This window comes from Sivoneniella epilithica UHCC 1019, from assembly GCF_040830845.1.
GTDB lineage: Bacteria > Cyanobacteriota > Cyanobacteriia > Leptolyngbyales > Leptolyngbyaceae > ULC077BIN1.
Map to the genome: position 1 here is coordinate 22352 of NZ_JBFPDP010000022.1, position 22456 is coordinate 44807.

At 48.9% G+C, this 22456-nt stretch carries 17 protein-coding genes; 8 read left to right on the plus strand and 9 right to left on the minus strand.

The features are described 5' to 3' along the window. Nucleotides 1-259: 259 nt before the first annotated feature. Together AB3R30_RS14595 and AB3R30_RS14600 are read right to left on the minus strand one after the other, a co-directional pair. Complete coding sequence (locus AB3R30_RS14595; protein WP_458649929.1) at nt 260-1849, minus strand: DEAD/DEAH box helicase; 1590 nt, start codon at nt 1847-1849, stop codon at nt 260-262. After that, a complete protein-coding gene (locus AB3R30_RS14600) occupies nt 1791-1967 on the minus strand; it encodes a hypothetical protein (protein ID WP_458649930.1) in 177 nt (58 codons plus the stop codon). Before AB3R30_RS14600 ends, AB3R30_RS14595 begins: the two co-directional genes overlap by 59 nt. 64 nt (nt 1968-2031) lie before the next feature. On the opposite strand from AB3R30_RS14600, the gene AB3R30_RS14605 reads away from it, so the two are divergent. The 8 genes from AB3R30_RS14605 to AB3R30_RS14640 all read left to right on the plus strand — a co-directional run bounded on the left by AB3R30_RS14605 (nt 2032) and on the right by AB3R30_RS14640 (nt 12810). After that, complete coding sequence (locus AB3R30_RS14605) at nt 2032-2580, plus strand: type II toxin-antitoxin system HicB family antitoxin (RefSeq protein ID WP_458649931.1); 549 nt, start codon at nt 2032-2034, stop codon at nt 2578-2580. 1 nt (nt 2581) lies between these two features. Beyond that, on the plus strand, nt 2582-2797 hold the full coding sequence (locus AB3R30_RS14610) for a type II toxin-antitoxin system HicA family toxin (protein WP_458649982.1): 216 nt from the start codon (nt 2582-2584) through the stop codon (nt 2795-2797). Between the two features lie 79 nt (nt 2798-2876). Continuing rightward, entirely contained in the window at nt 2877-3719 is an 843-nt protein-coding gene (locus AB3R30_RS14615) for a M48 family metalloprotease (RefSeq protein WP_458649932.1), read from the plus strand. A 111-nt stretch (nt 3720-3830) separates the two neighbouring features. Next, the gene (gene proS / locus AB3R30_RS14620; RefSeq protein WP_458649933.1) at nt 3831-5666 is read left to right on the plus strand and encodes a proline--tRNA ligase; all 1836 of its coding nucleotides are present in this window, start codon (nt 3831-3833) and stop codon (nt 5664-5666) included. Nucleotides 5667-6033: 367 nt separating this feature from the next. Continuing rightward, the gene (locus AB3R30_RS14625) at nt 6034-10500 is read left to right on the plus strand and encodes a nitric oxide synthase oxygenase (protein ID WP_458649934.1); all 4467 of its coding nucleotides are present in this window, start codon (nt 6034-6036) and stop codon (nt 10498-10500) included. A gap of 153 nt (nt 10501-10653) precedes the next feature. Next, nucleotides 10654-11544, plus strand: coding sequence for an LmeA family phospholipid-binding protein (locus AB3R30_RS14630; RefSeq protein WP_458649935.1), 891 nt, complete (start codon nt 10654-10656; stop codon nt 11542-11544). Nucleotides 11545-11688: 144 nt separating this feature from the next. After that, nucleotides 11689-12357: a GerMN domain-containing protein gene (locus AB3R30_RS14635; RefSeq protein ID WP_458649936.1), complete on the plus strand. Its 669-nt coding sequence runs from the start codon at nt 11689-11691 to the stop codon at nt 12355-12357. Nucleotides 12358-12426: 69 nt separating this feature from the next. Further along, nucleotides 12427-12810, plus strand: coding sequence for a phosphomannose isomerase type II C-terminal cupin domain (locus AB3R30_RS14640; RefSeq protein ID WP_458649937.1), 384 nt, complete (start codon nt 12427-12429; stop codon nt 12808-12810). Between the two features lie 88 nt (nt 12811-12898). On the opposite strand, the gene AB3R30_RS14645 is transcribed toward AB3R30_RS14640, so the two are convergent. The 7 genes from AB3R30_RS14645 to AB3R30_RS14675 form a co-directional block, all read right to left on the minus strand. After that, nucleotides 12899-13459, minus strand: coding sequence for a hypothetical protein (locus AB3R30_RS14645; RefSeq protein ID WP_458649938.1), 561 nt, complete (start codon nt 13457-13459; stop codon nt 12899-12901). Nucleotides 13460-13567: 108 nt separating this feature from the next. After that, nucleotides 13568-14500 carry an S-layer homology domain-containing protein gene (locus AB3R30_RS14650; protein WP_458649939.1) on the minus strand — a complete coding sequence of 311 codons (933 nt, stop codon included), beginning with the start codon at nt 14498-14500 and terminating at the stop codon, nt 13568-13570. Between the two features lie 265 nt (nt 14501-14765). Continuing rightward, nucleotides 14766-15206 carry a response regulator gene (locus AB3R30_RS14655; protein WP_458649940.1) on the minus strand — a complete coding sequence of 147 codons (441 nt, stop codon included), beginning with the start codon at nt 15204-15206 and terminating at the stop codon, nt 14766-14768. Nucleotides 15207-15645: 439 nt separating this feature from the next. Beyond that, nucleotides 15646-17331, minus strand: a complete 1686-nt coding sequence (locus tag AB3R30_RS14660) for an NAD(P)H-quinone oxidoreductase subunit 4 (protein ID WP_458649941.1) — start codon at nt 17329-17331, stop codon at nt 15646-15648. Between the two features lie 335 nt (nt 17332-17666). Then, nucleotides 17667-18605: an ion channel gene (locus tag AB3R30_RS14665; RefSeq protein WP_458649942.1), complete on the minus strand. Its 939-nt coding sequence runs from the start codon at nt 18603-18605 to the stop codon at nt 17667-17669. Between the two features lie 177 nt (nt 18606-18782). Continuing rightward, nucleotides 18783-21872 carry a phosphoenolpyruvate carboxylase gene (gene ppc, locus AB3R30_RS14670; RefSeq protein WP_458649943.1) on the minus strand — a complete coding sequence of 1030 codons (3090 nt, stop codon included), beginning with the start codon at nt 21870-21872 and terminating at the stop codon, nt 18783-18785. Between the two features lie 98 nt (nt 21873-21970). Then, entirely contained in the window at nt 21971-22216 is a 246-nt protein-coding gene (locus AB3R30_RS14675; RefSeq protein ID WP_458649944.1) for a hypothetical protein, read from the minus strand. Nucleotides 22217-22456 lie beyond the last annotated feature (240 nt).

The following is a 22456-nucleotide window of genomic DNA, read 5'->3' on the forward strand; positions in this document are numbered from 1 at the left end:
AATAATGTCCGAGGTCGAACATATCAAGAATTCCCCCTTACATATCGTCTCTATGGAACATTGTCGAGGATTTTTATATAATATTTTGCTGAGGGAGACTAGCGAGAAAGCTTACGTGGATTTACAGAATATCTTTGCTGAGACAATGTGATTTTTGTTGTATAAACAATGACGTAACTGCGTGTTGATGTTTTCCTTACCTCACCTTCTTACCCCGATCGCACTCAGCCGTTTTTTCCAGCGCACCGCGATTCCAACTTTAGAGCGATCGCGGAAACAAGTGTTGCCCATCGCCAGCGCCAAATTCTTTTTGAAATTCGCTGACCAGCCACGATCGCGATTTTCCTTTGCGGTTGGCAATGCTGACTAGATACCGTTGATAAAGCCGCTGCTCATCGACGGTGGGATGGTTGCCAAAGGTGGAGTTTAGACACCAGGCATCTTCTGGCAATATGCCGTGCTTATCGTAAAACAGTCGCAGCGCAAAATCGGGAGCTAGCCCTTCTCGAAAACACTTTTGCCGCAGGCGATGGAAGAAGGCAATTAACTCAGCGCGATCGCGTCCTTCCAGTCCGCGAGATTCATTCACCACTTCCACTAACTCACTGGGTTGAATCTCTATTTCTGGCTGGAGCCATTGATGTCCACAGTCCGGGCAAACTATCGCCGATGCCCAGACAATGCGACCACAAGCGGGACATTGTTTCTTGGGAGCCACACCGGGTTCATCGGGTTCAGTGCTAGTGGGCAATCGATAGCCCTCAATGTCTTCGGGAAAGCCTAGCCGCTGAAGATTTCCGGCTTGATCTAAAATGATGCCGTGGGTTTTTCCGGTCTTCGGTGAGATTCGCATAACGCGCCCGATTTGCTGTTGGTGCAGAGCGCGAGATTGGGTGGGGCGCAACAGTAAGCCGACTTCGACGCTGGGTTCATCAAAGCCAATACTGATGACGTTGCAGGAAGTCAGTACGGTCAAGCTGCCATCCCGCAAACTTTGATAGAGCTTATGTCGTTGCTTGATTGGCGTATTGCCATCTACGGTATCAGCAGGAATGCCAGCCATCCGAAAGGCTTCAGCGATATGTCGAGCATGTTCCACATCCACACAAAAAGCAATTGTGCGGCGATCAGGGGTAAGGCGATACCATTCTTTGACGACGCGCTCTACGAGTTCAGGGCGATCGCAAGCATATTTGAGATCTCGCTCATCAAAATCTCCAGCGATCGTCCGCACCCCAGCCAGGTTAATTGGGTCAGGCATCCCGTAATACTTCATCGCCGCAAGAAAGCCCATCCGCTGAAGGGTGGAAGGAACAGGCGACGCAACCAAAGTTTCCATATGGTCGCCCAATTGTTCTTTGCCCAACCGATAGGGCGTTGCCGTCAGCGCCAGATGTACCGCTTGGCGATGAGTTTCATACAATAACTGCTGTCCCACCTGACTAAAAATCGTCGTGTGTCCTTCGTCATACAAAATCACGTCCGCCTGCCACGTTTGCCACCAAGACCGCTTCAGCATCGTTTGGACACTGGCGATCTGAATCGGCGCAGTCGGGTCTTCCTTCCAGCCTGCCTTGATAAAGCCGCACTCTAGCCCAAAGTCGCGCATTTTCTCGTAGGTTTGCCCAACCAGTACATCCAAATGGACTAAGAACAGCAGCCGAAACCCCCTAGCGCGAGTGTGGGCGCAAATCTGCCCAGCAATCACGGTTTTCCCGGCTCCGGTGCCTGCGACGATCGCCACCCGTCGATAGCCTTGACTCAGCTTTTCATACACCTCTTTGACCACCTTAAGCTGGTAAGGACGCAGGGTCGGCAGATTGGGTGTGGCAACAGGAGCGGATGACATCAACAGTGGTTATTCTAGACAACAAACCGGGGCGATCGCCTTGCTGAAACGATGGGCGATCGCTATTCGATAGTCTATCCGCTCCATAGCTGCTTTGTAGAATCAATCTAAGATTCATGGGTTTCTCAAAAAAGGTTCAGAATCCGGGTTACAACAGAAATAACCGTTTTTGGATAATACCAATGACCGATCCAATTACTTTGACAGCAGGGGCGATCGCAACGTTGGCATTTACCAAGTTTCTAGAAAGTGCCGCAGGAGAAACAGGTAAGAAACTGACGGAAGCAAGACTGAAAAAAATGGACACCCTACGGTTGGCGATCTCCAAGCGATTTCAAGGCAATCCCAAGGTGGAAAGCTCGATCGTCGCCATTGAGCAAAACGGCTCCCAGGCAGAGTTGGAGCGATTAACGAAGTATCTTGACGTTGAAATGATGGACGATGCGGTGTTTGCATCGGAGATTACCGCGATCGCCCACGAAATCGAGATTGACCAGAGTGGAAAGACTCAGCAGTTCACGGCAATCATTGAGCAGGAAGGAAATGGATATGTGGCGCTTTGTCCTGAACTAGACATTGCCAGTGAGGGCGATTCTGTCGAGGAGGCAAAGCGAAACCTGATTGAAGCCTTGGAGCTTTTCTTTGAAGCGGCTAGCCCCTCGGAAATTCAGCGCCGACTCCAGTTTCAGTCCGAGGTTTTCATCACAAGCCTGGAGGTCGCAGTTGGGTAAGTTGCGAAGGCTCTCAGGAAAGTCCGTTTGCCAGATTTTAGAAGCCCATGGGTTTGTCCAAGTGAGGCAGCGCGGTAGCCATATTATTATGCAATTGCAGTCTGAGGAAACGACTGTGACTGTCCCTGTCCCTGATCATGATGAACTCCGCATCGGAACGCTACGATCCATTGTTCGTCAGTCAGGTTTACCTCGTACTCTATTTGAGTCGCTTTAGTCATTCTGAAGGGATTTTTACGATCATTTCGGCACTGATTTTTATACAGTTGTTAATAGTTATTTTAAGAGAATAAACTATGAACCAATTTAAAACTGTCGCTCTTTTAGCATTGTTGACAGGCGTTTTGGTGGCGATCGGCGGTTTGATTGGCGGCAGAAGTGGCTTGCTGCTGGGGCTGGTGATAGGTGGTGTCATGAATCTTGGCTCTTGGTTTTTCTCCGATAAGATTGCGTTGTCTAGCTATAAGGCGCAACCGGTGAGCCGTGAGCAAATTCCTGAATTGTTTGAGATGGTGGAGCGGTTAAGCCAACGAGCTAACATGCCGATGCCAGGAGTTTACGTTGTGCCTTCACCGGCTGCCAATGCGTTTGCCACGGGGCGCGATCCACACCATGGAGTGGTTGCAGTGACCCAAGGAATTTTGCAAATGATGCCAGCGGATGAGCTAGAGGGGGTGATTGCCCATGAGTTAACTCACATCCTTAACCGCGATACGTTAACGCAGGCGGTGGCGGCAACGATTGGTGGCGCAATTTCCTATTTAGGGCAAATGGCGCTCTTTTTTGGTGGAACGGGCGATCGCGAGAATCGTCCAAATCCAATTGCGGTATTGTTAATGGCTTTCCTAGCGCCGATCGCTGCCAGTGTGATTCAAATGGCAATTTCTCGCACACGGGAGTATGAAGCGGATGCGGGGGCTGCCAAGATTACGGGCAATCCGCGTGGATTAGCGAATGCGCTTCAGCGGCTAGAGATGGGTGCCCGTCAACTGCCGATGGCAGGGAACCCAGCGTTTTCTCCGTTGCTGATCATCAACTCTATTTCTGGACAAGCATTCTCTCGGTTATTCTCAACTCATCCATCCACCCAATCTCGGATTGAGCGGCTCATGCAAATTGAGCGATCGCGGGGTGCTTAATACCGTTGATGCAATCGCCTGTTCATCAGTCTAAACAACCGCGATCGCTGCATCTGTTTCGCCGCAATACCGTACACTGGTGATGATTGAAGGCTGAAAAGGAATCGGGTCATGCGACTGTCACAGATGCTACTGGTTACTCTGCGGGAAGATCCGGCAGAGGCGGAAATTCCTAGCCACAAACTGCTGCTGCGGGCGGGCTATATTCGCCGGGTTGCTAGTGGGGTATATGCCTATTTGCCGCTGATGTGGCGAGTGTTGCAAAAGGTGTCCCAGATTGTGCGGGAGGAAATGGATGCGGCTGGAGCGCAGGAATGTTTGCTGCCTCAGATGCAGCCTGCCGAGTTGTGGCAAGAGTCGGGACGGTGGGATACCTACACGAAAGCGGAAGGAATCATGTTTTCCCTGGTCGATCGCCAAGGGAGATCGATGGGTTTGGGACCGACTCATGAGGAAGTAATTACCGCGATCGCCCGCGATATGATCCGCTCCTACCGCCAGTTGCCTGTGAACCTATACCAAATTCAAACGAAGTTCCGGGATGAAATTCGCCCCCGGTTTGGGTTGATGCGCGGACGGGAATTCATTATGAAGGATGCCTACTCGTTTGATGCGGATGAAGCGGGAATGAAAGCGACCTATGAAAAGATGAATCAGGCATATCACAATATTTTGCGGCGAAGCGGATTGGCGTTTCGGGCAGTGGATGCAGATTCGGGCGCGATCGGGGGGTCTGGTTCGCAAGAATTTATGGTGCTGGCGGAAGCGGGTGAGGACGAAATCCTCTATACCGAAGATGGCAAGTATGCCGCTAATGTGGAGAAAGCGATCGCCTTACCGACTGAGGTAGAAGCATCCCCGTTTACCACGGCTGAAAAGCGCGAAACTCCGGGAACTGAAACGATCGCCAAGCTGTGTGAATTTCTGAACTGTTCGCCCACTGCTATCGTCAAAAATGTGCTGTATCAAGCGGTCTATGACAGCGGTAGAACTGTTTTAGTGCTGGTCAGCATTCGAGGCGACCAGGATGTCAACGAGGTGAAGCTGCAAAATGAGTTGGTGAAGCTAGCAGGGAATTATGGCGGCAGTACGGTAATTGGGCTGACGGTGCCGGATGCGACGGCTCAAGCACAGTGGGCGGCGAAACCGTTGCCTTTGGGATACATGGCACCCAATTTATCTGATAGCTACATCAAGCCGCCTAAGCCTGCCCCGGTTGAGTCGAAAGCAGCGGGGATGGTGGCTCCTAAGTTTTTGCGGATGGTGGATAAAACCGCTGTGGATCTAAAGAATTTTGTCACAGGCGCTGATGAAGCGGGCTATCACCAAGTGGGGGCAAATTGGGGCGCAGAATTTACACTGCCAGAATTGGTCGTGGATATGCGGAAGGCGATCGCGGGCGATCGCGCAATTCACGACCCGGTTCAACGGCTACAAACCGCACGAGGGATTGAAATTGGGCACATTTTCCAACTGGGCACCAAGTACTCGACCGCGTTAGGGGCAACCTACACGAATGAGCAAGGAGAAGAAAAGCCGCTGGTGATGGGCTGCTATGGTGTGGGCGTGTCGCGGTTGGCGCAGTCTGCGGTTGAGCAATCCCATGATAAGGATGGGATTGTGTGGTCACCAGCGATCGCGCCCTATCACGCGATCGTCGTCATTCCCAATATGGCGGATGCGGAGCAAGTGCAAGCGGCTGAGACGCTTTATGCAGACCTAAATCAAGCTGGAATTGAGACGCTGTTAGACGATCGCAATGAACGGGCTGGCGTGAAATTTAAGGACGCAGATTTGATTGGCATTCCCTATCGTATTGTGACGGGGAAATCGCTCAAAAACGGCAAAGTCGAAGTGGTAAAACGTGCCACTCATGATGTTCAAGAACTGGCGATCGCCGATGTCGTTTCTACCTTAAAACAATGGCTCATTGAAGCCACTCGTTGACGAATCGTTGCAGATGGATCATTGCAAATTCACACTTTCTGAACACTAAAAGCTTAACTTTGAGCAATGATGCTAGGCATATGACAAACAGAGGCTTCAGAAACCTTGGTCAAGCTCTCTAGTCAGTCTCTATCGCCAAACTTACACTCAGAAACCATACTTGCATTCAGCAGCGCCAGAAATTTTTATTGGGAATAGTTGAGGTGAGATTGCCGATAGTCACTACCGATAGTCACTACATTTATAAACATTAAGAGACTTATAGTGATATCCCCGTTTTCTTCATGCTTGCGATAGATTACACTTTGACGTTTTGTACTCGTCTCAATAACTCGCTGCGTCTCTGTGCCCCTTTCTACCTCCTAAGATGCCTGACCTTCAAACTCTTACTCGTAAGCGAATTATCCATCTGACCGAAGTGTCTGCCCTTGAGTTTCCTGTTGACCGTCACTATAAATATAAGTGTCGAGTGCAGCTTAGCTCTTCTGAAGGCGAGTCCCTACTGCAAAAGGATTTATTCTCCCGAATGCAACCAAGCTGGTTAGTGGAGTTGAAGAATCAGGGAGACTGCACGATCGCCATTACTCTATGCTATCGAGAAGGCGATATTAGCCACCCCTGGCAGGACGCGGGAACCGTAACCTTCACGACTCAGGAATCCTTAAACGGTGATTCCAATGCCGATTTAGAGTTTCCAATTACCACCTGGGAACCTGCCCCGCAGCTAAAGCTAAAAGTCCGCTTGACCGAAAGCACCAGTGAATCCAGCAGCACGATTACAGTATTTAGTCAGCAGAATGGTTCTCGTCGTCGCACTCAAGGCGCGGCAGAACCAGTGGAAGTTGATTTGCCTCAGTCCATGCCCCTGACTCCACAGGATGAAGTGATCGTCAAAGATGTGTGGAACAAGCTACGGGCGTGGAAAGAGCTAGAGATGGAGACATTTCTGAAGCGCCTGTTGCTAGAAGAGCCAGATCTTGAGTATCTGTTTGGAGAAGCGATCGACGGCATGAACGACTTCTTCTATGAGTTGTTTGACTGTGCTATTCACCAGCTTCAGCCCGAAACGCAAAATATCGTCGGTGAGCCTCTGATGGGCATACCGCCTGAAAACGGGGATGGATTGGATTCCGTTGAGGATTACGGCAAGTTTTTTGCGGAAATTGGGATGCGTCCGCAGCACTGGCTGAAGGCGCGGCAGGTGTGGATGTGGATGTTGCCGTCAATTCCATATCTGGAGGAGTACGATCGCGAGGATCTGCAAAAAGGCGCAAACTCTGCCCTCTACAAATTCTTTGATACTCATATTGTTCTACCGATGGCAGCGGCAGCGCGTCGATATGATAATGCTTTACCACCGGAGATGCTGCAAGAAATGGCAGCTTGCTGGGAGGCGTTTGGTCAAAACAAGCAGCAGATGGGGATGGAGTTTTACCAGATTCTATTTGAAAAATATTCTTTCGTGTTGCCGATTTTTGGACGGGCAGACATGGATTATCTATCGCTGCACCTGTTTCAAGCCTTAGAGTTTTTGGTGCGCTGTCTGCGGAGTGGCAGCAGTGAGGAGATGCTGCAAGAACTGCGCTTTTTAGGACAGGTTCACAGCTTTGCGGAGGTTCCAACCTGCGCCTATCCCGCCATTACGGATACACTATTTATCCTGTTTGAAAAGTACCTGCCAGACTTCACACCAAAGTTACGTCAGGGATGGCAAACGTTGATGGATCGTGTCGTCAGCGTGATTAAGTTGCCGATGCTGAATCAAGAGCGCATTCTCAAAAAAGCTAAACAGTTCCTCGATCTGATTTCGTCAGAACAGACCTGGGAACTAGAGGACAAAGAGCGGCGCTGGAAAGAGATTCGCGAGGAGGTTCAAGCGACGGGAACCTACGCCCACACCTATGAAGAACTGGCGTATGGCACTCAGGTTGCGTGGCGCAATGCCTCCAAGTGTGTCGGGCGAATTTCTTGGAACAACATGGTGGTGCGCGATCGCCGCCACGTTACTGACCCCGATGAGATGTTCCGCGAATGTCAGGAACACGTCAAGTTTGCAACGAACGGCGGCAACCTGCAAATTACGATGACCGTCTTCCGTCCCAAGCAGCCCAAGGAACGGTGGGGTTCGCGCTTCTGGAATTCTCAACTCTATCGCTATGCAGCATATAAAATGCCCAATGGCAGTGTCATGGGTGATGCGGCAAACCTGGGTCTGACCGATGCCATTATCAAATTTGGCTGGCAACCGCCTGAACCCCGTACTGAGTATGACATTCTGCCTGTGGTAATTGAGGTTCCGGGTCAGGAGCCAAAGATGTATCACTGGCAGCCAGAGGAAGTGCTGGAAGTGCATATCGAACACCCAACCGTTCCAGAATTTAAAGCGATTGGGATGCGCTGGTATGCCATTCCGGCGATCAGCAATTTCTCGGTGCATATTGGCGGTATCCAGTATGGCTGTATGCCGTTCAACGGCTGGTATATGGACACCGAAATCATGCGGGATTTCCTCGACGAATACCGCTACAACAAAATGGAGGAGATTGCCCAAGTTCTGAAGTTGGACACCAGTTCTGAGCAGACGTTGTGGCGCGATCGCGTAGCACTTGAACTGAATATCGCCATTCTCCACTCCTTCCAGAAAGCGAAGGTGACAATGGTCGATCACCAAACAGCTTCGCGGCAATTCCTCACCCACGATTTGCGGGAGAAAAAAGCGGGACGGGAATGTCCGGGAGACTCTGGTTGGGTGGTTCCGGCAGCAGGTGGGAGTACCTGTCCGGTTTGGCATCACCAGATGCGCGATTTCTACCTGGAGCCTGCTTACCACCATGCGGCGGATCAGTGGGCGATCGCAGACGGCATTGATCTGGAGAAACTAATGGCGGTTGCAGATGAAGACGGCGATAGACAAGACCGAATTTTGATTCTCTACGCCTCTGAAACTGGCACCGCAGAAGGGTTTGCTCGTAAAGCCGCCCGACAGTTACAGCGATTCCGCCCAAAAGTGATGGCACTCGACGAATACCCGGTGGAGACACTAGCCAATGAAAAGCTGCTGCTAATTGTCACCTCGACCTTTGGGAATGGCGAAATGCCCAGTAACGGTAAGCGATTCTTGCAATGGCTGAAACAGCAGCCTGCGGGGTCGCTCAATGGCTTGAACTATTCCGTATTGGGCATTGGCAGCACCGTGTATGAGCAGTTCTGCGCGGCTGGGATTTCTGTAGATAAAGCCATAGCAAAAGCAGGGGCTAATCGCGCGGCTCCTCTGCATAAAGGGGATGAGATTAAAGGTCAGGCAGACACCTTCAAGCAATGGCTGGGCTTAATCTCTCGCGTGTTGGGTGAAGATGCAACTGCTGGTGATTCGGCAAGCGCAACGGCTCCTAAACTCGCCGTAACCTTCCTGGACGCAGCGAATCTGCCGCCCCTTGCTGCTATTTCAGGCGATTGTGCTACGCACACGTTTCACGAACGCGGCATTGCAGTTCCTGTCATTGCTAACAATGAACTGCTGCAAGAAGTGATTCCGGGCAGCCGTTCTACTCGCTATATTGCCTTTGACATTGCCGATACCAATTTGCAGTATGAAACGGGCGATCATGTTGCCGTTTATCCTTGCAATCTACTGGAACTGGTCGATCGCCTCTGTGCGCGAGTTGGAGTTTCCCCGACTGCTTACTTTACGGCTCACTACGTCACACCTGACGGACAAACCACGGACGATCAGCCTCCGGTTGCCGTTCCGACTACGGTCGGTCAGCTACTGTCTGAAGAACTCGACCTAGCATTGCGCGAACCCTTTAACGATCTGCTGGCGTACCTGTACTCCGTCGCTCAAAACCCTCAAGAAAAGCATCGCTTAGAAACCTGGCTAGAAATTTTGCGGCAAGGCGAAGATCATGCGGACAGTGTGGCGCTCAAGAAGACGATCACTGACACCTGCATGAGTGTTGCGGATCTGTTTGATCAGTTTCCTTCGGCTCCTATTACCCTAGAAGCGCTGCTGGAACTGTTACCCAAGCAAAAGCCGCGTCTCTACTCCATTTCTTCCTGTCCGTTGCTGCATCCTCAGCAGATTCAAATTACGGTAGGAGTTTTGCAAATCAAAACAGATGCAGGCAAGACGAGACAGGGGCTTTGCTCTAACTATCTAGCTGGGCTGCAACCGGGATCTAAGGTTCGGATTGGGGTTCGCACTTCTGGGTTCCGTCCCCCGCTCGATTCCCAAGCGCCGATGCTGATGGTTGGTCCCGGCACGGGCGTTTCACCGCTAATTGCCTTCCTGCAATATCGAGAAGCATTGCAAAAGCAGGGAATTCCCTTGGGTAGGGCTTGCCTCTACTTTGGCTGTCGCAATCACACTGACTTCCTTTACGGCGACCAATTGATTACCTGGCAAAATCAAGGTGTGCTGACTGATCTGCAAGTTGCCTTCTCTCGATTGACGGACAAGAAAGTCTATGTTCAAGGATTGATGCAAGAGAACGCCCAAGCACTTTGGCGATCGCTGAGTCATCCTCAATGTCATTACTATGTTTGTGGGGACGCAAAGATGGCAGACGATGTATTTGAAGGGTTTATGGCGATCGCTAAATCGATCGGTCAACTCTCGCACATTGAAGCTGCCGCATTCTTTGACCAGATGAAGCAAGAAAAGCGCTTCCATACTGATGTGTGGGGTGTGCAGTTAAACTTTAAGCAAGCGATTCAACAGGTACAAAAGGATAACTACTCAAAAGCTGAGAAGTGGCTAGAGCGGGTAAAACAACCCACTGATGAATCAGTAGCCGAATCGGTAGCCATTGAGGAAAGCCAGATGGTGATTTAAGCTAAAGCCAATCCAACTATCATTCGGTGGATTGAATGGTAGGTTGAGACAGGTGAACAACCGTTTGTAGAGTTGTGCCGACCCTAGAGTCATTCAAACGGTCTAGTCTAAAATCTACTATTCATAGTTCAAAATCTCTACCTAAAATCTACTATGCAAATCCTCATCCTGATTCTTTCTAGCCTTATTAGTGTTCTCTCGCCCGTTAACTTTGGGGTTGATAAAGTCGCTGAAAGTACGATTCGGGGTCAATTCAAAAAGGTAGAGCAACTCAAAGTGCGGGTAGATAATACCCCGGTTCACAATGCGATCGGGGGCAAAGTAGACAAAATTCGGATTGCCGGACGGGGGCTATTTCCCTTGGAAGGCATCCGGATTGATACCCTGGAATTTGAAACTGACCCGATCAATGTCAATGTCAAAGCGCTGCGAAAGGAGAAAAAGACAGAGTTACAGGCACCGCTGGGCGTGGGGATGCGGCTGGTGATTCGAGAGGAGGATTTGATTAGCGCGCTGCGATCGCCGATAGTTCAACAGGAAATTCAAAAGCTATTGCGGGGTTTGGGCAACAGCAATAGTAAACAGGCACAAGCAGAACCATCTGGAGAAGCAGACAGAACAGGAATTCCTCAGCGCATCCAAGATTTGCGAACCAAACTGGATGAGTATCGGATTCTGAACCCGAACGTAGAATTTTTGCCGGGTGGCAGAATTAGGTTGCAGGTTGAAATTGAAGAGGTGAAAACTGCCCAAAAGTTTAAGATTGAGGCAGAATCGGGGATCACGTTTGCGGAAGGACAACGACTGACCTTGACTAGACCGATGCTGAAGCTCAATGGAGAAGAGCTTCCGGAACAATTTATTCAAGCGTTTGCGACGAACCTTTTCAACCGCTTTAAGCTGGAGCAGTTGAGTAGTTTACCTGGCGGTCTGGGTCAAGTGAAATGGTCACAATTGACGGCAAGAGTGATTCGGTTTCAGGTAAAGGATAAAAAACTGGAACTTGTCGCATTCTTGCGGTTGCCCCAAGGTCTAAAGATTTAAATCTTTACATTTTATCTTTGCAACTTTTTGCCTGTTTATTGCCGAAATTGCTCCAAGCGGATGTAGATCTATTAAACTTGCGATGATTCTATGCGATCGCGCCATCGCTAGTATTCTATATTCAACCGTTTGAGGAAGATTCTCATGCAAGACCAACAGCCCCGCCGCCCAATTCCTCCCGGTATTCTTGCAGCGTTTTCTGCGATCCTTTTGCTAACTGGTGGGGGTACTGCTTGGTGGGCATGGTCCTCTCGTACTCCACCCTTACCCGCTGCCAATACGATTGAATCGTCTCAGCCTGAGAAAGCGGGAACGCCTGCTGCGCCCATTCCTTCTAACCCAAATACTCAAAATCCTGCGATCGATTCCATTCCGGCAACTGCGGATAAAACGCTTCAGATCTACTGGTTAAAACCCTCGGATACAGCAATTGAACTTGCCCCCCGCCCTATCAAAGTAAGCTCTAGCGGCGATGCGAATTCTTTGCTCAAAACTGCGATTCAGCAACTTTTGGCAGGGTCTTCAACAGCAAATGAGGTAACTACTATTCCAACCAGGACTCAGCTTCGCAGCCTGTCGATTCAACCCGACGGAATTCATATCGATCTGTCTAAAGAGTTTACGCTGGGGGGAGGCAGCACCTCGATGACGGGGCGTTTAGCTCAAATTTTATATACGGCTACTAGTCTGAATCCGGCTATGGGTGTTTGGTTTTCGGTGGAAGGAAAACCGTTGGAAACGTTGGGAGGAGAGGGTTTAGTGTTGGAGCAACCCCTGACTCGACAAAAGTTTGAACAAGATTTTCCAATGTAGGTGTTTCCTCAACAAACTCATGAGTGAGAAAGCTGATTTAAATGAGTAATTACTTGGATGGAGCGATCGATGAGCGATAACAATTCTCAGTTAATCACCGATGAGACGGCTTCAGAAAATGAGGCGACTCGTGTCCGTTTTTGGGGCAATGTCACGCTGCTGGAGGAAGGGAATCGCTACCGAATTAATCGAATTGAACTGGCACCCGGACACCACATTACCACCCAAATGCACTATCACCGGAGTGAGCATTGGGTGGTTGTGTCGGGTACTGCCAAGGTAATTTGCGATGGCAAAGAAACCATTTTGATCCAGAAGCAGTCCACGTATGTGCCGATGTCTACTCCCCATCGGGTCGAGAATCCTGGGGTGATTCCGCTGGTGATGATTGAAGTTCAGAATGGCGAATATTTAGGCGAAGACGATATTACCCGGTTTGAGGATGCCCAATAAATCTGTGCTGTCAAATAATCATCCAAGGTTTAAGTTGAATTGATTATTTTAGGCTATGGTGAACCGCTCAAGTTGCTTAAAGCCTGCGCTAAAACCTTAGCCCTGCGCCTGCTTGAATGGATACTGCGGTGCCATTGTTGGATTTATAGCCATCAAATGCAATGATCGCATTGGTATATAGCATCAAGCTGGTGTTCGGCAAGGAATAGTCAACGCCGGGTTGAATGACGAAGCTGCCTTTATTACCAATGGGAGTTTTATCGCCTCTGACGATAGATGCACCTGCTCCAATGTAGGCATCTCCCTGCCAGTTAATGGGAATATCGTAGGAAACTGTGGGAACGATCGCTGCACCATTGCCGCCGACTAAAACTTGAGTTCGCAATGAAACAGGCGCTCTTAGAAACTTATAGCGAACTGCGAGATTGCCCGAAGCATTCGTGGTTTCGTTTGGACCACCGCCACCGTTGGTTACACCAAACGATATGCCACCCCCAATGTAGCTGCCGTAAGCTGCTTGAGCTTGAGCAGGGGCTTGGGTGCTAACGAACAAGCCAGCGGCAAGAGCCATACCGCCGATCGCAGCGAGTTGATTTTTCCAGCGGGTTACTACTTGCATATTTAATCGATGACTTTTGAATAGGTGCATGTTTCACTCCTTAGGCTTCCGCAATGCAGTCCTGTCTACATTTAAGCCTAAGTCTCAAAAACTGAAATACTTTTTTTAAGTTCTCGATGATAATTTATTGCTTTTTGGTTACTTTGCCCCTAGCTTTTGTCCTTTGTAGACGAAGGCTGCCACATCTGCGCGGGATGCTGCTTGGTTTGGATTTAACTGTTTTGTATCGGGATCGCCGGAAACTAGCTCGGCTTGAATGGCGGCAGCCAGGAGCGATCGCGCCCATGCAGGGACTTGATTTTGATCGGGATAACTTTGCAAAATCGCTTCAGGATCAGAGGGAACTGGTAGCCCTAATCCTTTTGCCATGGAAACTGCGGCTTCCATGCGCGAAACTTTTTGAGTGGGACGAAACGTTTTATCGGGATAGCCACGCATAAAGTTCATTTTGACGGCTTGATCGATCGCGGGTAACCGCCAATCTCCTTGTCGCACGTCTAAAAATGCAATCGCTGGCATCTGATTGGGTTTAGCGTAAGCTTTTTGAAGCTGAATCGCAAATTCTGATCGGTTGACTGGCTGGTCTGGCTTAAAGGTGCCATCGGGATAGCCACTGATAATCCCTTGGGCTGAAAGGGCAGCGATCGCAGAATATGCCCAATAGTTGGTTGGCACATCGACGAAGGATAAGGGCGTACCCGATGGTTGGATGGGAGTCGGAGCCAGTTGAGCCGATGGAGACGGGACTACGGTTGCGGGGGGTGGGACTGGAGCGACAGGGGCAGTTGCCCCAGGGGGGGTGAGTTGTTGAGCGGGGTCTTCTAAGGGAGGACTTTTTTTGATCCCAGGGATTTCTGGTTCTGTGGGTTGAGGCAAAGGTACAGTAATCACTTGAGGCGCTTTCGTTTCACCTGCTTTTTTGAGAAAATTTCCCAGAGAAAACTGTTGTTGATTTTGGTTGAATATCCAGAAGAAAATGGCACCAAAAGATAGTGCGGCAATGAGGAGCGCGATCGGCTCGTCATCTCGTAGATGAGGTGGACGCTGCCCTGGAGGTGAAGAATTTGACATGACGCTGCCCTAACCAAAAAAATCTCAATTCAAGCTGCCACAATCCTAAAGATATGAGCCGCTTTTGTAAAGCAATCATTTTTATAAATCACTTAGCTCTGTGGCTTGAATAGGCAATTAAGGGCATTAATATACTTGCCTCACCAAATCCAATCTACTCTCACCCTAGTCCTCTCCCACAAGAGAGGGAACAAGGGCTGGGGGTGGGGCATTAGAGTTGGTGCGTTAAGTATAATGAGTATCTAATTAAGCGCTGTATCTCGCATCATTGGGGTATCCGTTCTGGCTTGGTTAAGCTAACTGCTGCGGTCACTAATTCCTTCAGGTCAATTGGCTTCGTGAAATGGAGTTGAAATTTAGCGAATGTGGGGTTGAGGTCGCACAGGTCTTTATACAAACCGGTGACCGCGATCGCGGGAATGTGTCCGCCTTGCACCGGGTCTAAACTTCTAATCTTATAAATTAAACTATAGCCATCTTCGCCAGGTAAATAAATATCGCTAATCAACAGATGGGGCTTTAGCTGTTCCACTGCAAGTAAGGCATTTTTTGCGGAGCCAACCGCAAGGACTTCGGCTCCATATTCTTCTAATATGATGGTGTAGAGCAACCGGGTATCCGCATCGTTATCCACCACAAGTACTCTAATTCCGTTTAGAGAAAGGTCAGTCTTGCTAGTTTGCAATACTCGATTTTCCAAGTTCATGTTTAGTCACGCTCTGCGTAGTTTCAATGGATAAGAAAGAAACTCGATGCTGGGGCTTAGAGATTGAACTCATAGGAATAGTGAAAAATAAACAGTAAAAAAAGAAATTTAGCATCGTAGGACTACGATGCTAAATTTCTTCGATCGCGACTGTCGGTACGAAACCGTACTCATTTGCCGAACTTTAAAACGATTTTTTTAACAGTACTTCAGACAGTTTTTGTAAAAATGCTGAAAACCCTTGCCAAGCCATCAATTTTGACCCTCACCTAAATCCCTCTCTCGCTCTAGGAGAGGTCTATCTCTCTATCCTTAAGATACAAAGGGTTGGGGGTCTAGCTTGCTTCGCGCAGGTGGGCATATTTGCAAAACTGGGATATGTACTCGTGTCATAACCTATTCATCCGTTGCTAGGCTGAATCGTTTAGACCAACAGCGACTACTTAACTACTCCTAGAAGAGGAGCAAGTTCAGGGTCGCCAATGGATGGCACCAGAAAATCTTGAGCGTAAATATGAGGATTGGCTTGAGCCAGTTGAGCGTAAGATTTCTGGATGTGATCATTGACTGCGACCATTTTTGCGTCATACAACCCAGTGGTCAGTTTTGGATAAACTCCAATGCCAATAATCAAAGCAATAAAGCAAGCGGCAATAAACACTTCACGCGGCACAGCATCGTTAAATTCTGCATCAGCCGGTAACACGCAGCTTGTACCAAAACAAACAGCTTCCTGTTGTGCAGTGCCAATCATATCGTCTTCGCTCATGCCGCAAAACGACGCTTCACCAGAGTTATAAAACACCTGCCGCAGCATGGAAAGCAAATAGATTGGGGTGAGAATCAAGCCAACAGCCGCAAGCAAAACGGTGACTGTGCGGAAGATAGAACTGTAGCTCTCACTGGTTGCTATGCCAACAAACACTGCCAATTCGCTGGCAAAACCGCTCATCCCAGGGAGCGCTAAAGATGCCATAGCCCCGATGGTAAACAAAGTAAAGACTTTGGGCAATGCCTGACCTAAGCCGCCCATTTCGGTCATTGCCATCGTGTGGGTGCGATCGTAGGTGACTCCAGCTAAGAAGAACAATACTGCTGCAATTAAGCCGTGGGAGAGCATTTGTAACAGCGCTCCACTCATTCCCAGATCGGTAAAGGAAGCAATGCCTAGTAACACAAACCCCATATGCGAAATGGAGGAATAGGCAAGACGGCGCTTCATGTTGGTTTGGGCAAAGGAACTAAAGGCTCCATAAATGATGTTGACTACGCCCAAAACTGCCAAAACTGGCGCAAAATAAACGTGAGCATCGGGCAAAAGTTCTAGGTTAAGGCGGATCAGCCCGTAACCACCCATTTTCAGCAGCACTCCTGCCAAAATCATGGACACAGGCGTAGATGCTTCACCATGAGCATCGGGCAACCAGGTATGCATCGGGAAGATTGCTAGCTTGACTCCAAAAGCAATCAATAAGCCTGCGTAAAGCGCCAACTCTAGCGGTAAGGGATAATCTTTTAATCCTAGCTGCACCATATCGAAAGTGATGGTGTCGCCAGAGAATGCCATTGCCAATCCAGCAATCAAGATAAAGATGGAAGCAGCAGCGGTATAAATCAGAAATTTGGTGGCGGCGTAGCGGCGTTTTTGTCCACCCCAAATGCAAATGAGTAAGTAGACAGGCACTAGTTCCACTTCCCACATAATGAAGAGAAGCAGGATATCTTGGGCGACAAAGACTCCAATCTGGGCGGCATATAGCACCAGCATCAAGGAGTAGAAAAGGCGAGGGCGGCGATCGACGCGCCAAGCCGCAAAAATCGAGAGCGTTGTGACCAAACCTGCCAATAATACAAGCGGCATCGATAAGCCATCTACTGAAACTGACCAGTTCAGCCCTAGCTGGGGCACCCAAGCATAGGTTTCAACAAGTTGGAAGGAAGCATTACTTGCATCGTAATGAGTGCAAAAGGTGTAACCCATCAATACAAAATCTGCGAAACCGACACCAAGGGCATACCACCGGACACTTTTACCTTCTTTATCAGGTAATACTGGAATAAGCGCTGCTGCGATTAGGGGAAGTAGGATAATCGCGGTCAGCCAAGGAAATTGATCCGCTTGCATGGCAATAAGAATAAATGCTTAGTTCATCAATAAATGCATCTTACTAAACTTTGTAAAGTTTTATGCATTGGTATTTACCTAACCTAACCCTCTGAATAAGTTTATGTTTTGTTTTTTAGGGTAATCGTTTCAGATGAAATACTGAGTAGCAGCCAATTTCAGACAATTTTCAGGAAAGATTTTACTGTTCAGGTTAATTTTTTGATATCTGCGGTTTTCGCAAGCGAGTCAACTAAATTTAGGTGGACAAGTTGGGCAGTCAGTTTAATGGGTCATTGGGCGATCAGTAACCGTTGAATGAGTTAGATCCGCCTCTTTTTTCTACTGAGATTCTCCTAAGGCGCGATCGCTGTCACATCATGGAAGTAGCTGTAGTCCACAACGCGCTGTCCATTAGGCAACGAGAAAATCACATCCACAAACCGCTGATTCCAAATTAAATCGCTCACCGCATAAGATTCACGGGCATTGATGGGTTGAGCAACGGTTTCATCTAGCCCCGTGAGCGACACGATGATATCTGCGTCGCTGTTAGCAAGTGATTCTGGTGTTTCTCCATACAAGGGACTGCTTTCATCAATTGGGTGCATGGCAGTCCAGGAGAGGGTAAATAGAGGACTGTGACTCCGAACCAAATTAAGATCATAAATTCGCCGCATGGTGTAGCCTTCGGCAGTGGTTTCCGATCGCACCAATGTTGCCCACAGTCGCGCTTCCAAAATTTGGTTGCCGCGATTGTTTGCCGTGCGAAACATCAAAGTGGGTTTGCCATCATAGGGAACCACAACCGCCACGCGGCTAAAAATCACCCGTGCCGATGGACGAGAAAACCGGGCAAACATCAACCCGGTAATCATAGCAACCCCCAATAAACCAATCAGCGCCTCGATTGCCACCAGCAAATTGGCATAAAAAGTTTTGGGATACAGTGCGCCATAGCCAATGGTTGCCATGGTTTGAATGCTAAAGAAAAAGGCATCCACGAGAGAACCCGGTTTAGCATTTGCAATAGAGTCGCCGCCCAAAACATAGGCGACCGCAAACAATAAATTACCAGCTAAATACAGCCCGACTACCAAGCCCAAAAACTGCATCCATGACATGGTAAGCAGCAAGTGGTAGAGATCGCGCCAGAAAGCAGACTTTGCATTGATCTGCAAAAAAGTGGTGCGTCCATTGGGACTCAATAGCGTTTTATAGGAACGCCTCCGTCCACTTTTTGGGTTAAGCAATGATTGGGGCTGAGAATCAGACGGGTGTTCGATTTTTGGCATGAAAGCTACTCGCGATCGCGGCTGTATCAAGGCTCGCTCATAAACGAAAGAGTAACGCTGAACGCTGATTGACAAAGAGTTATTTTTACAGTATTTTTGTACTATTCACTTCATCGCTCCTAAAGCTAGTTGCCCCCGAAAGCGTTGCTGAGGGGGCTTTTTGTCAATAGCCTTGGCTCAGCCTGTGTTTCGCATTCCGGCAGCGATGCCGTTGATCGTCAACAGGGCACCCCGCAGCAGTTCGCCTTTGCTGTAGCGCGATCGCACAATGCCCGATGCCGCTTCGTCCTTACTTTGGCGCAGGCGTTTGAGCAAAGAAACCTGAAGAAAACCCAGGGGCACAATCGTACCGTTCCGTAACTGCACTGATCGCTGCAAATCTGGGTCGCCATCCAACAAGCGCTTGTGTCCAGTAATTGTCAGAATCATGTCGCGAGTCAGGTAAAACTCATTGGCAATCTGCTCGTATACTGGCTCAAATCGTTCCCGATCTTCGGGATGTACCAGTTCGCTCATGTAGTGTCGCGCAATTTGTAGATCAACCTTGGATAAGGTCATCTCCACTTTAGAAACGACGACTTTAAAAAATGGCCATTTGAAGTAGAAGTAGCGCAGTAGCTTGAGATGTTCCTCAGGATGATCCCGCAAAAAGTCCCGTAGCGCAGTACCTACGCCATACCAGGCAGGCAGCAGCAAACGGCTCTGAGTCCAGCTAAACACCCAGGGAATCGCTCTGAGGCTTGCCAGGTCGCGCTTGCCACCCCGTCGCGCCGGACGGGAACTAATCTGTAGCTGGCTAATTTCGTCAATTGGGGTGACGCTATGGAAAAAATCGATGAAGTCGGGTTGCTCATAGATCAAAGCGCGGTAGTGAGTCCGCGATCGCGCCGCCAACTCTTCCATAATTTCGTGCCAAGGCTCAATTTCATCAAACCCAGTCCGCAGCAAACTGCTTTGAAGGACTGCCGAAGCAACCTTTTCTAAGTTATATAGCGCCAACTCTGGCAGGGAATATTTAGAAGCCAGCACTTCTCCCTGCTCCGTAATTTTGATGCGCCCGTTTACGCTGCGCCCCGGTTGTGCCAGAATCGCCTCATACGCAGGACCGCCCCCTCGACCGACTGATCCGCCCCGCCCATGAAAGATACGGAGTAGAACATCATAGCGTTCAGCTAAGGATTGGAGTGCTTGCTGAGCTTTGTGAATTTCCCAATTACTACTGAGAAAACCAGAGTCTTTATTGCTATCCGAATAGCCCAGCATCACTTCAGCCAAATGAGGCTTGAGCCGCCAAGATCGTTTTTCAACGGGTAGACCTATCTCTGCATCAGGATTGTGTCCGCCTGCCAGCATCGTGCGATACAACGGCATTTCAAAGAGTTGGGTTAAAACAGCAGGCGCTTTTTGCAAATCTTCCACCGTTTCAAACAGGGGCACCACGCGGATCATGCTGATCCCCGTTCCCGGATCGTAGAGTCCCGCTTCTTTTGCCAACAGCAGCACTTCTAGCATATCGCTGACATCGTGACACATGCTGATGATGTAAGTGTGGCAGATCTCTGGACTAAATTCGTCATGCAGAGTGCTAATCATCCGAAACGTTTCGATCGCTTCGTTCGCTTTCTCAGAAAATGGTAGCGCTCCAGGAATGAGAGGGCGGCGAGTTTGCAGTTCAGTAGACAACCAGTCGATCCGCTCAGTTTCCGTCATCTCGCGATAGGGCTTGGGCAGCAATTGCATATACTGCACGACTTCATCAATGGTGTCCGCGTGGCGAGTACTTTCTTGGCGAATATCTAAATGGGCAAGGTGAAAACCATAAATTTCAACCTGACAGATGAGATTTTCCAGGTCGCGGCAACTGAGTCCAGTTTCGCAAAGGTTGCTTTGAATCAGTCGTAGTTCTGACAAAAACTCTGCGCCAGAACGGTAGAATGTGGCGCGTTCTTGGTCAGAATGAGTTTGCTGAACATACTCCCCTTTGTACATTTTGAGGCTGCGATCGCGGGTATTTTCTAACCGCTGTTGGATATATGCCAGCTTCAAACGGTAGGGTTCCTGACGATAGCGAATGGCGAGCTTATCATAAACGGCAGGAATTTGCAGTTGATCTTGCTCCAACGACTCCAGCAAGTTGGGCAATACATCGCTCCAATGCAAGGAAAGACTCAGCAGATCGATCAGCTTACCCACTGAACCAATGTACTTATTAATCACCAAGTTTCGCTGATAGCAAGCGGTTTGCCAGGTGATCTGCGGCGTAACGGACGGGTTGCCATCGCGATCGGAACCGACCCACGAGCCAAACCGACAAAAATCATAGTTGGGCGGCTGAATGCCAGGAAAAGATTCTTTCATTGCCCGCTTAAACCGCTGATGTAATTGGGGAATTACATCAAACAGTACTTCTTGAAAATAGTGCAGTGCGTAGTCTACTTCATCCAATACGGTGGGCTTGAACTGGTGCAATTCGTCGGTGCGCCACCAGAGCCGCACTTCCTCGGTCAGTTGTTCCCGCAGTTGGTTTTCATCAATTGAATCAATATCTAACCCTTGGATGGCTTGGCGTTCTTCTACCTGGTCAAGCTGACGTAGAACCGTGGCAATTCGGCGCTGTTTATCGCGAATGGTGTGGCGCACAATTTCGGTCGGGTGGGCAGTAAAAACAAGCTGAATATCTAACTGCTCTACGAGAGTTTGAATATGCTGAGGCGGAACATTCAGCGTTTGCAGTTTAGGGAATAACCAATGGAACGTCCCCAATGCACGCCGAGTTTCAGGATCTTGCAGCGTTTTTTCTAAAAGATCGGCTTCTAATCGACTCGCGTGGGTCGTTTCTTCGCCAGGGCTGAAAGTGCCAGAATCTGAACTGCCAGCATCGCGCACTGCCGCCCGATATTGCAGTTGATCTCGTTGTTCGTAGTGCTGTTCAACAATATTAATTAGCTGAAAATAAAGAGCAAAGGCGCGGGCTGCCCGAATTGCTTCATTGAGATCAAGATTTTCAACGACCTTGAGTACTTCAGATTCGATAAAAGTGTTTGCCTGTCCTTCAGGAGAACACAAGTCGCGAAGTTGATTCAGCAAATCGACGAGTTGTTGTCCACATTCTTGCCGTAAAACAGACTCCCAGGTTTCTTCAACTGATTTAAGCCGCAGCTTAAGGAAGAGATCGGAAGTGGATGTTGTAGACATCTCTGCCGCGGTTCTAGATTCAATCACTGTACTGGAACTAAAGGCATCATCTGAAGCACGTGTCACACTCATAGAGGCTGGTTCTAGAAAGACATCAAAGTATTCTATGGGCTATTTTCCACCTGTGAAGTGGTTCAGGTGACCAAATGTTTTTGGTAAACATGCCTGAACTAATCAGGATTGACCGTATTAACAGACGGTGAGGGAGGATTGGACAGGTTTAACAGGGGCAGGCGATCGCCCCGAAACACTTCTTCAGCAAATTTTCCAATCTCTTGAGAGACTTCTGCTAGGGCTTTTCCACCGACCAACCCAATTAGCAGGGGTGCTGTTGCTAGACTAATCAATAGCTCTAAGGCGGGGGGGGGCAAAGCAGAAACGGGAGCTTTTTTAGGGGAGCGATCGGAGGTTTGCATGGCTCGATTTAACTGTAATTTTTATGAAGCGAGTTTTCTAAGCGGTAACAAAACGTGAAAAGACAATAACTTAGGCTGAAGAAAAGCAATATTACCTGAGCGCTTTTTAAAATTAGGTGTTCAATACTGATACGAGGTGCGTATCGGCATTGGCAAGGGTATGGAAACTTGCAGTTTAATCCTAAGCAATTTAATTCTAAACCGTGCCAGATCGAATAAGGATATGTTATCTCTATGGGG

Bases quoted from the DNA above. Each gene is read 5' to 3' on its own strand.
- AB3R30_RS14595 (WP_458649929.1), bottom strand. From the start codon at position 1,849: ATGTCATCCGCTCCTGTTGCCACACCCAATCTGCCGACCCTGCGTCCT.
- AB3R30_RS14600 (WP_458649930.1), bottom strand. From the start codon at position 1,967: ATGAATCTTAGATTGATTCTACAAAGCAGCTATGGAGCGGATAGACTA.
- AB3R30_RS14605 (WP_458649931.1), top strand. From the start codon at position 2,032: ATGACCGATCCAATTACTTTGACAGCAGGGGCGATCGCAACGTTGGCA.
- AB3R30_RS14615 (WP_458649932.1), top strand. From the start codon at position 2,877: ATGAACCAATTTAAAACTGTCGCTCTTTTAGCATTGTTGACAGGCGTT.
- proS (WP_458649933.1), top strand. From the start codon at position 3,831: ATGCGACTGTCACAGATGCTACTGGTTACTCTGCGGGAAGATCCGGCA.
- AB3R30_RS14625 (WP_458649934.1), top strand. From the start codon at position 6,034: ATGCCTGACCTTCAAACTCTTACTCGTAAGCGAATTATCCATCTGACC.
- AB3R30_RS14630 (WP_458649935.1), top strand. From the start codon at position 10,654: ATGCAAATCCTCATCCTGATTCTTTCTAGCCTTATTAGTGTTCTCTCG.
- AB3R30_RS14635 (WP_458649936.1), top strand. From the start codon at position 11,689: ATGCAAGACCAACAGCCCCGCCGCCCAATTCCTCCCGGTATTCTTGCA.
- AB3R30_RS14640 (WP_458649937.1), top strand. From the start codon at position 12,427: ATGAGCGATAACAATTCTCAGTTAATCACCGATGAGACGGCTTCAGAA.
- AB3R30_RS14645 (WP_458649938.1), bottom strand. From the start codon at position 13,459: ATGCACCTATTCAAAAGTCATCGATTAAATATGCAAGTAGTAACCCGC.
- AB3R30_RS14650 (WP_458649939.1), bottom strand. From the start codon at position 14,500: ATGTCAAATTCTTCACCTCCAGGGCAGCGTCCACCTCATCTACGAGAT.
- AB3R30_RS14655 (WP_458649940.1), bottom strand. From the start codon at position 15,206: ATGAACTTGGAAAATCGAGTATTGCAAACTAGCAAGACTGACCTTTCT.
- AB3R30_RS14660 (WP_458649941.1), bottom strand. From the start codon at position 17,331: ATGCAAGCGGATCAATTTCCTTGGCTGACCGCGATTATCCTACTTCCC.
- AB3R30_RS14665 (WP_458649942.1), bottom strand. From the start codon at position 18,605: ATGCCAAAAATCGAACACCCGTCTGATTCTCAGCCCCAATCATTGCTT.
- ppc (WP_458649943.1), bottom strand. From the start codon at position 21,872: ATGAGTGTGACACGTGCTTCAGATGATGCCTTTAGTTCCAGTACAGTG.
- AB3R30_RS14675 (WP_458649944.1), bottom strand. From the start codon at position 22,216: ATGCAAACCTCCGATCGCTCCCCTAAAAAAGCTCCCGTTTCTGCTTTG.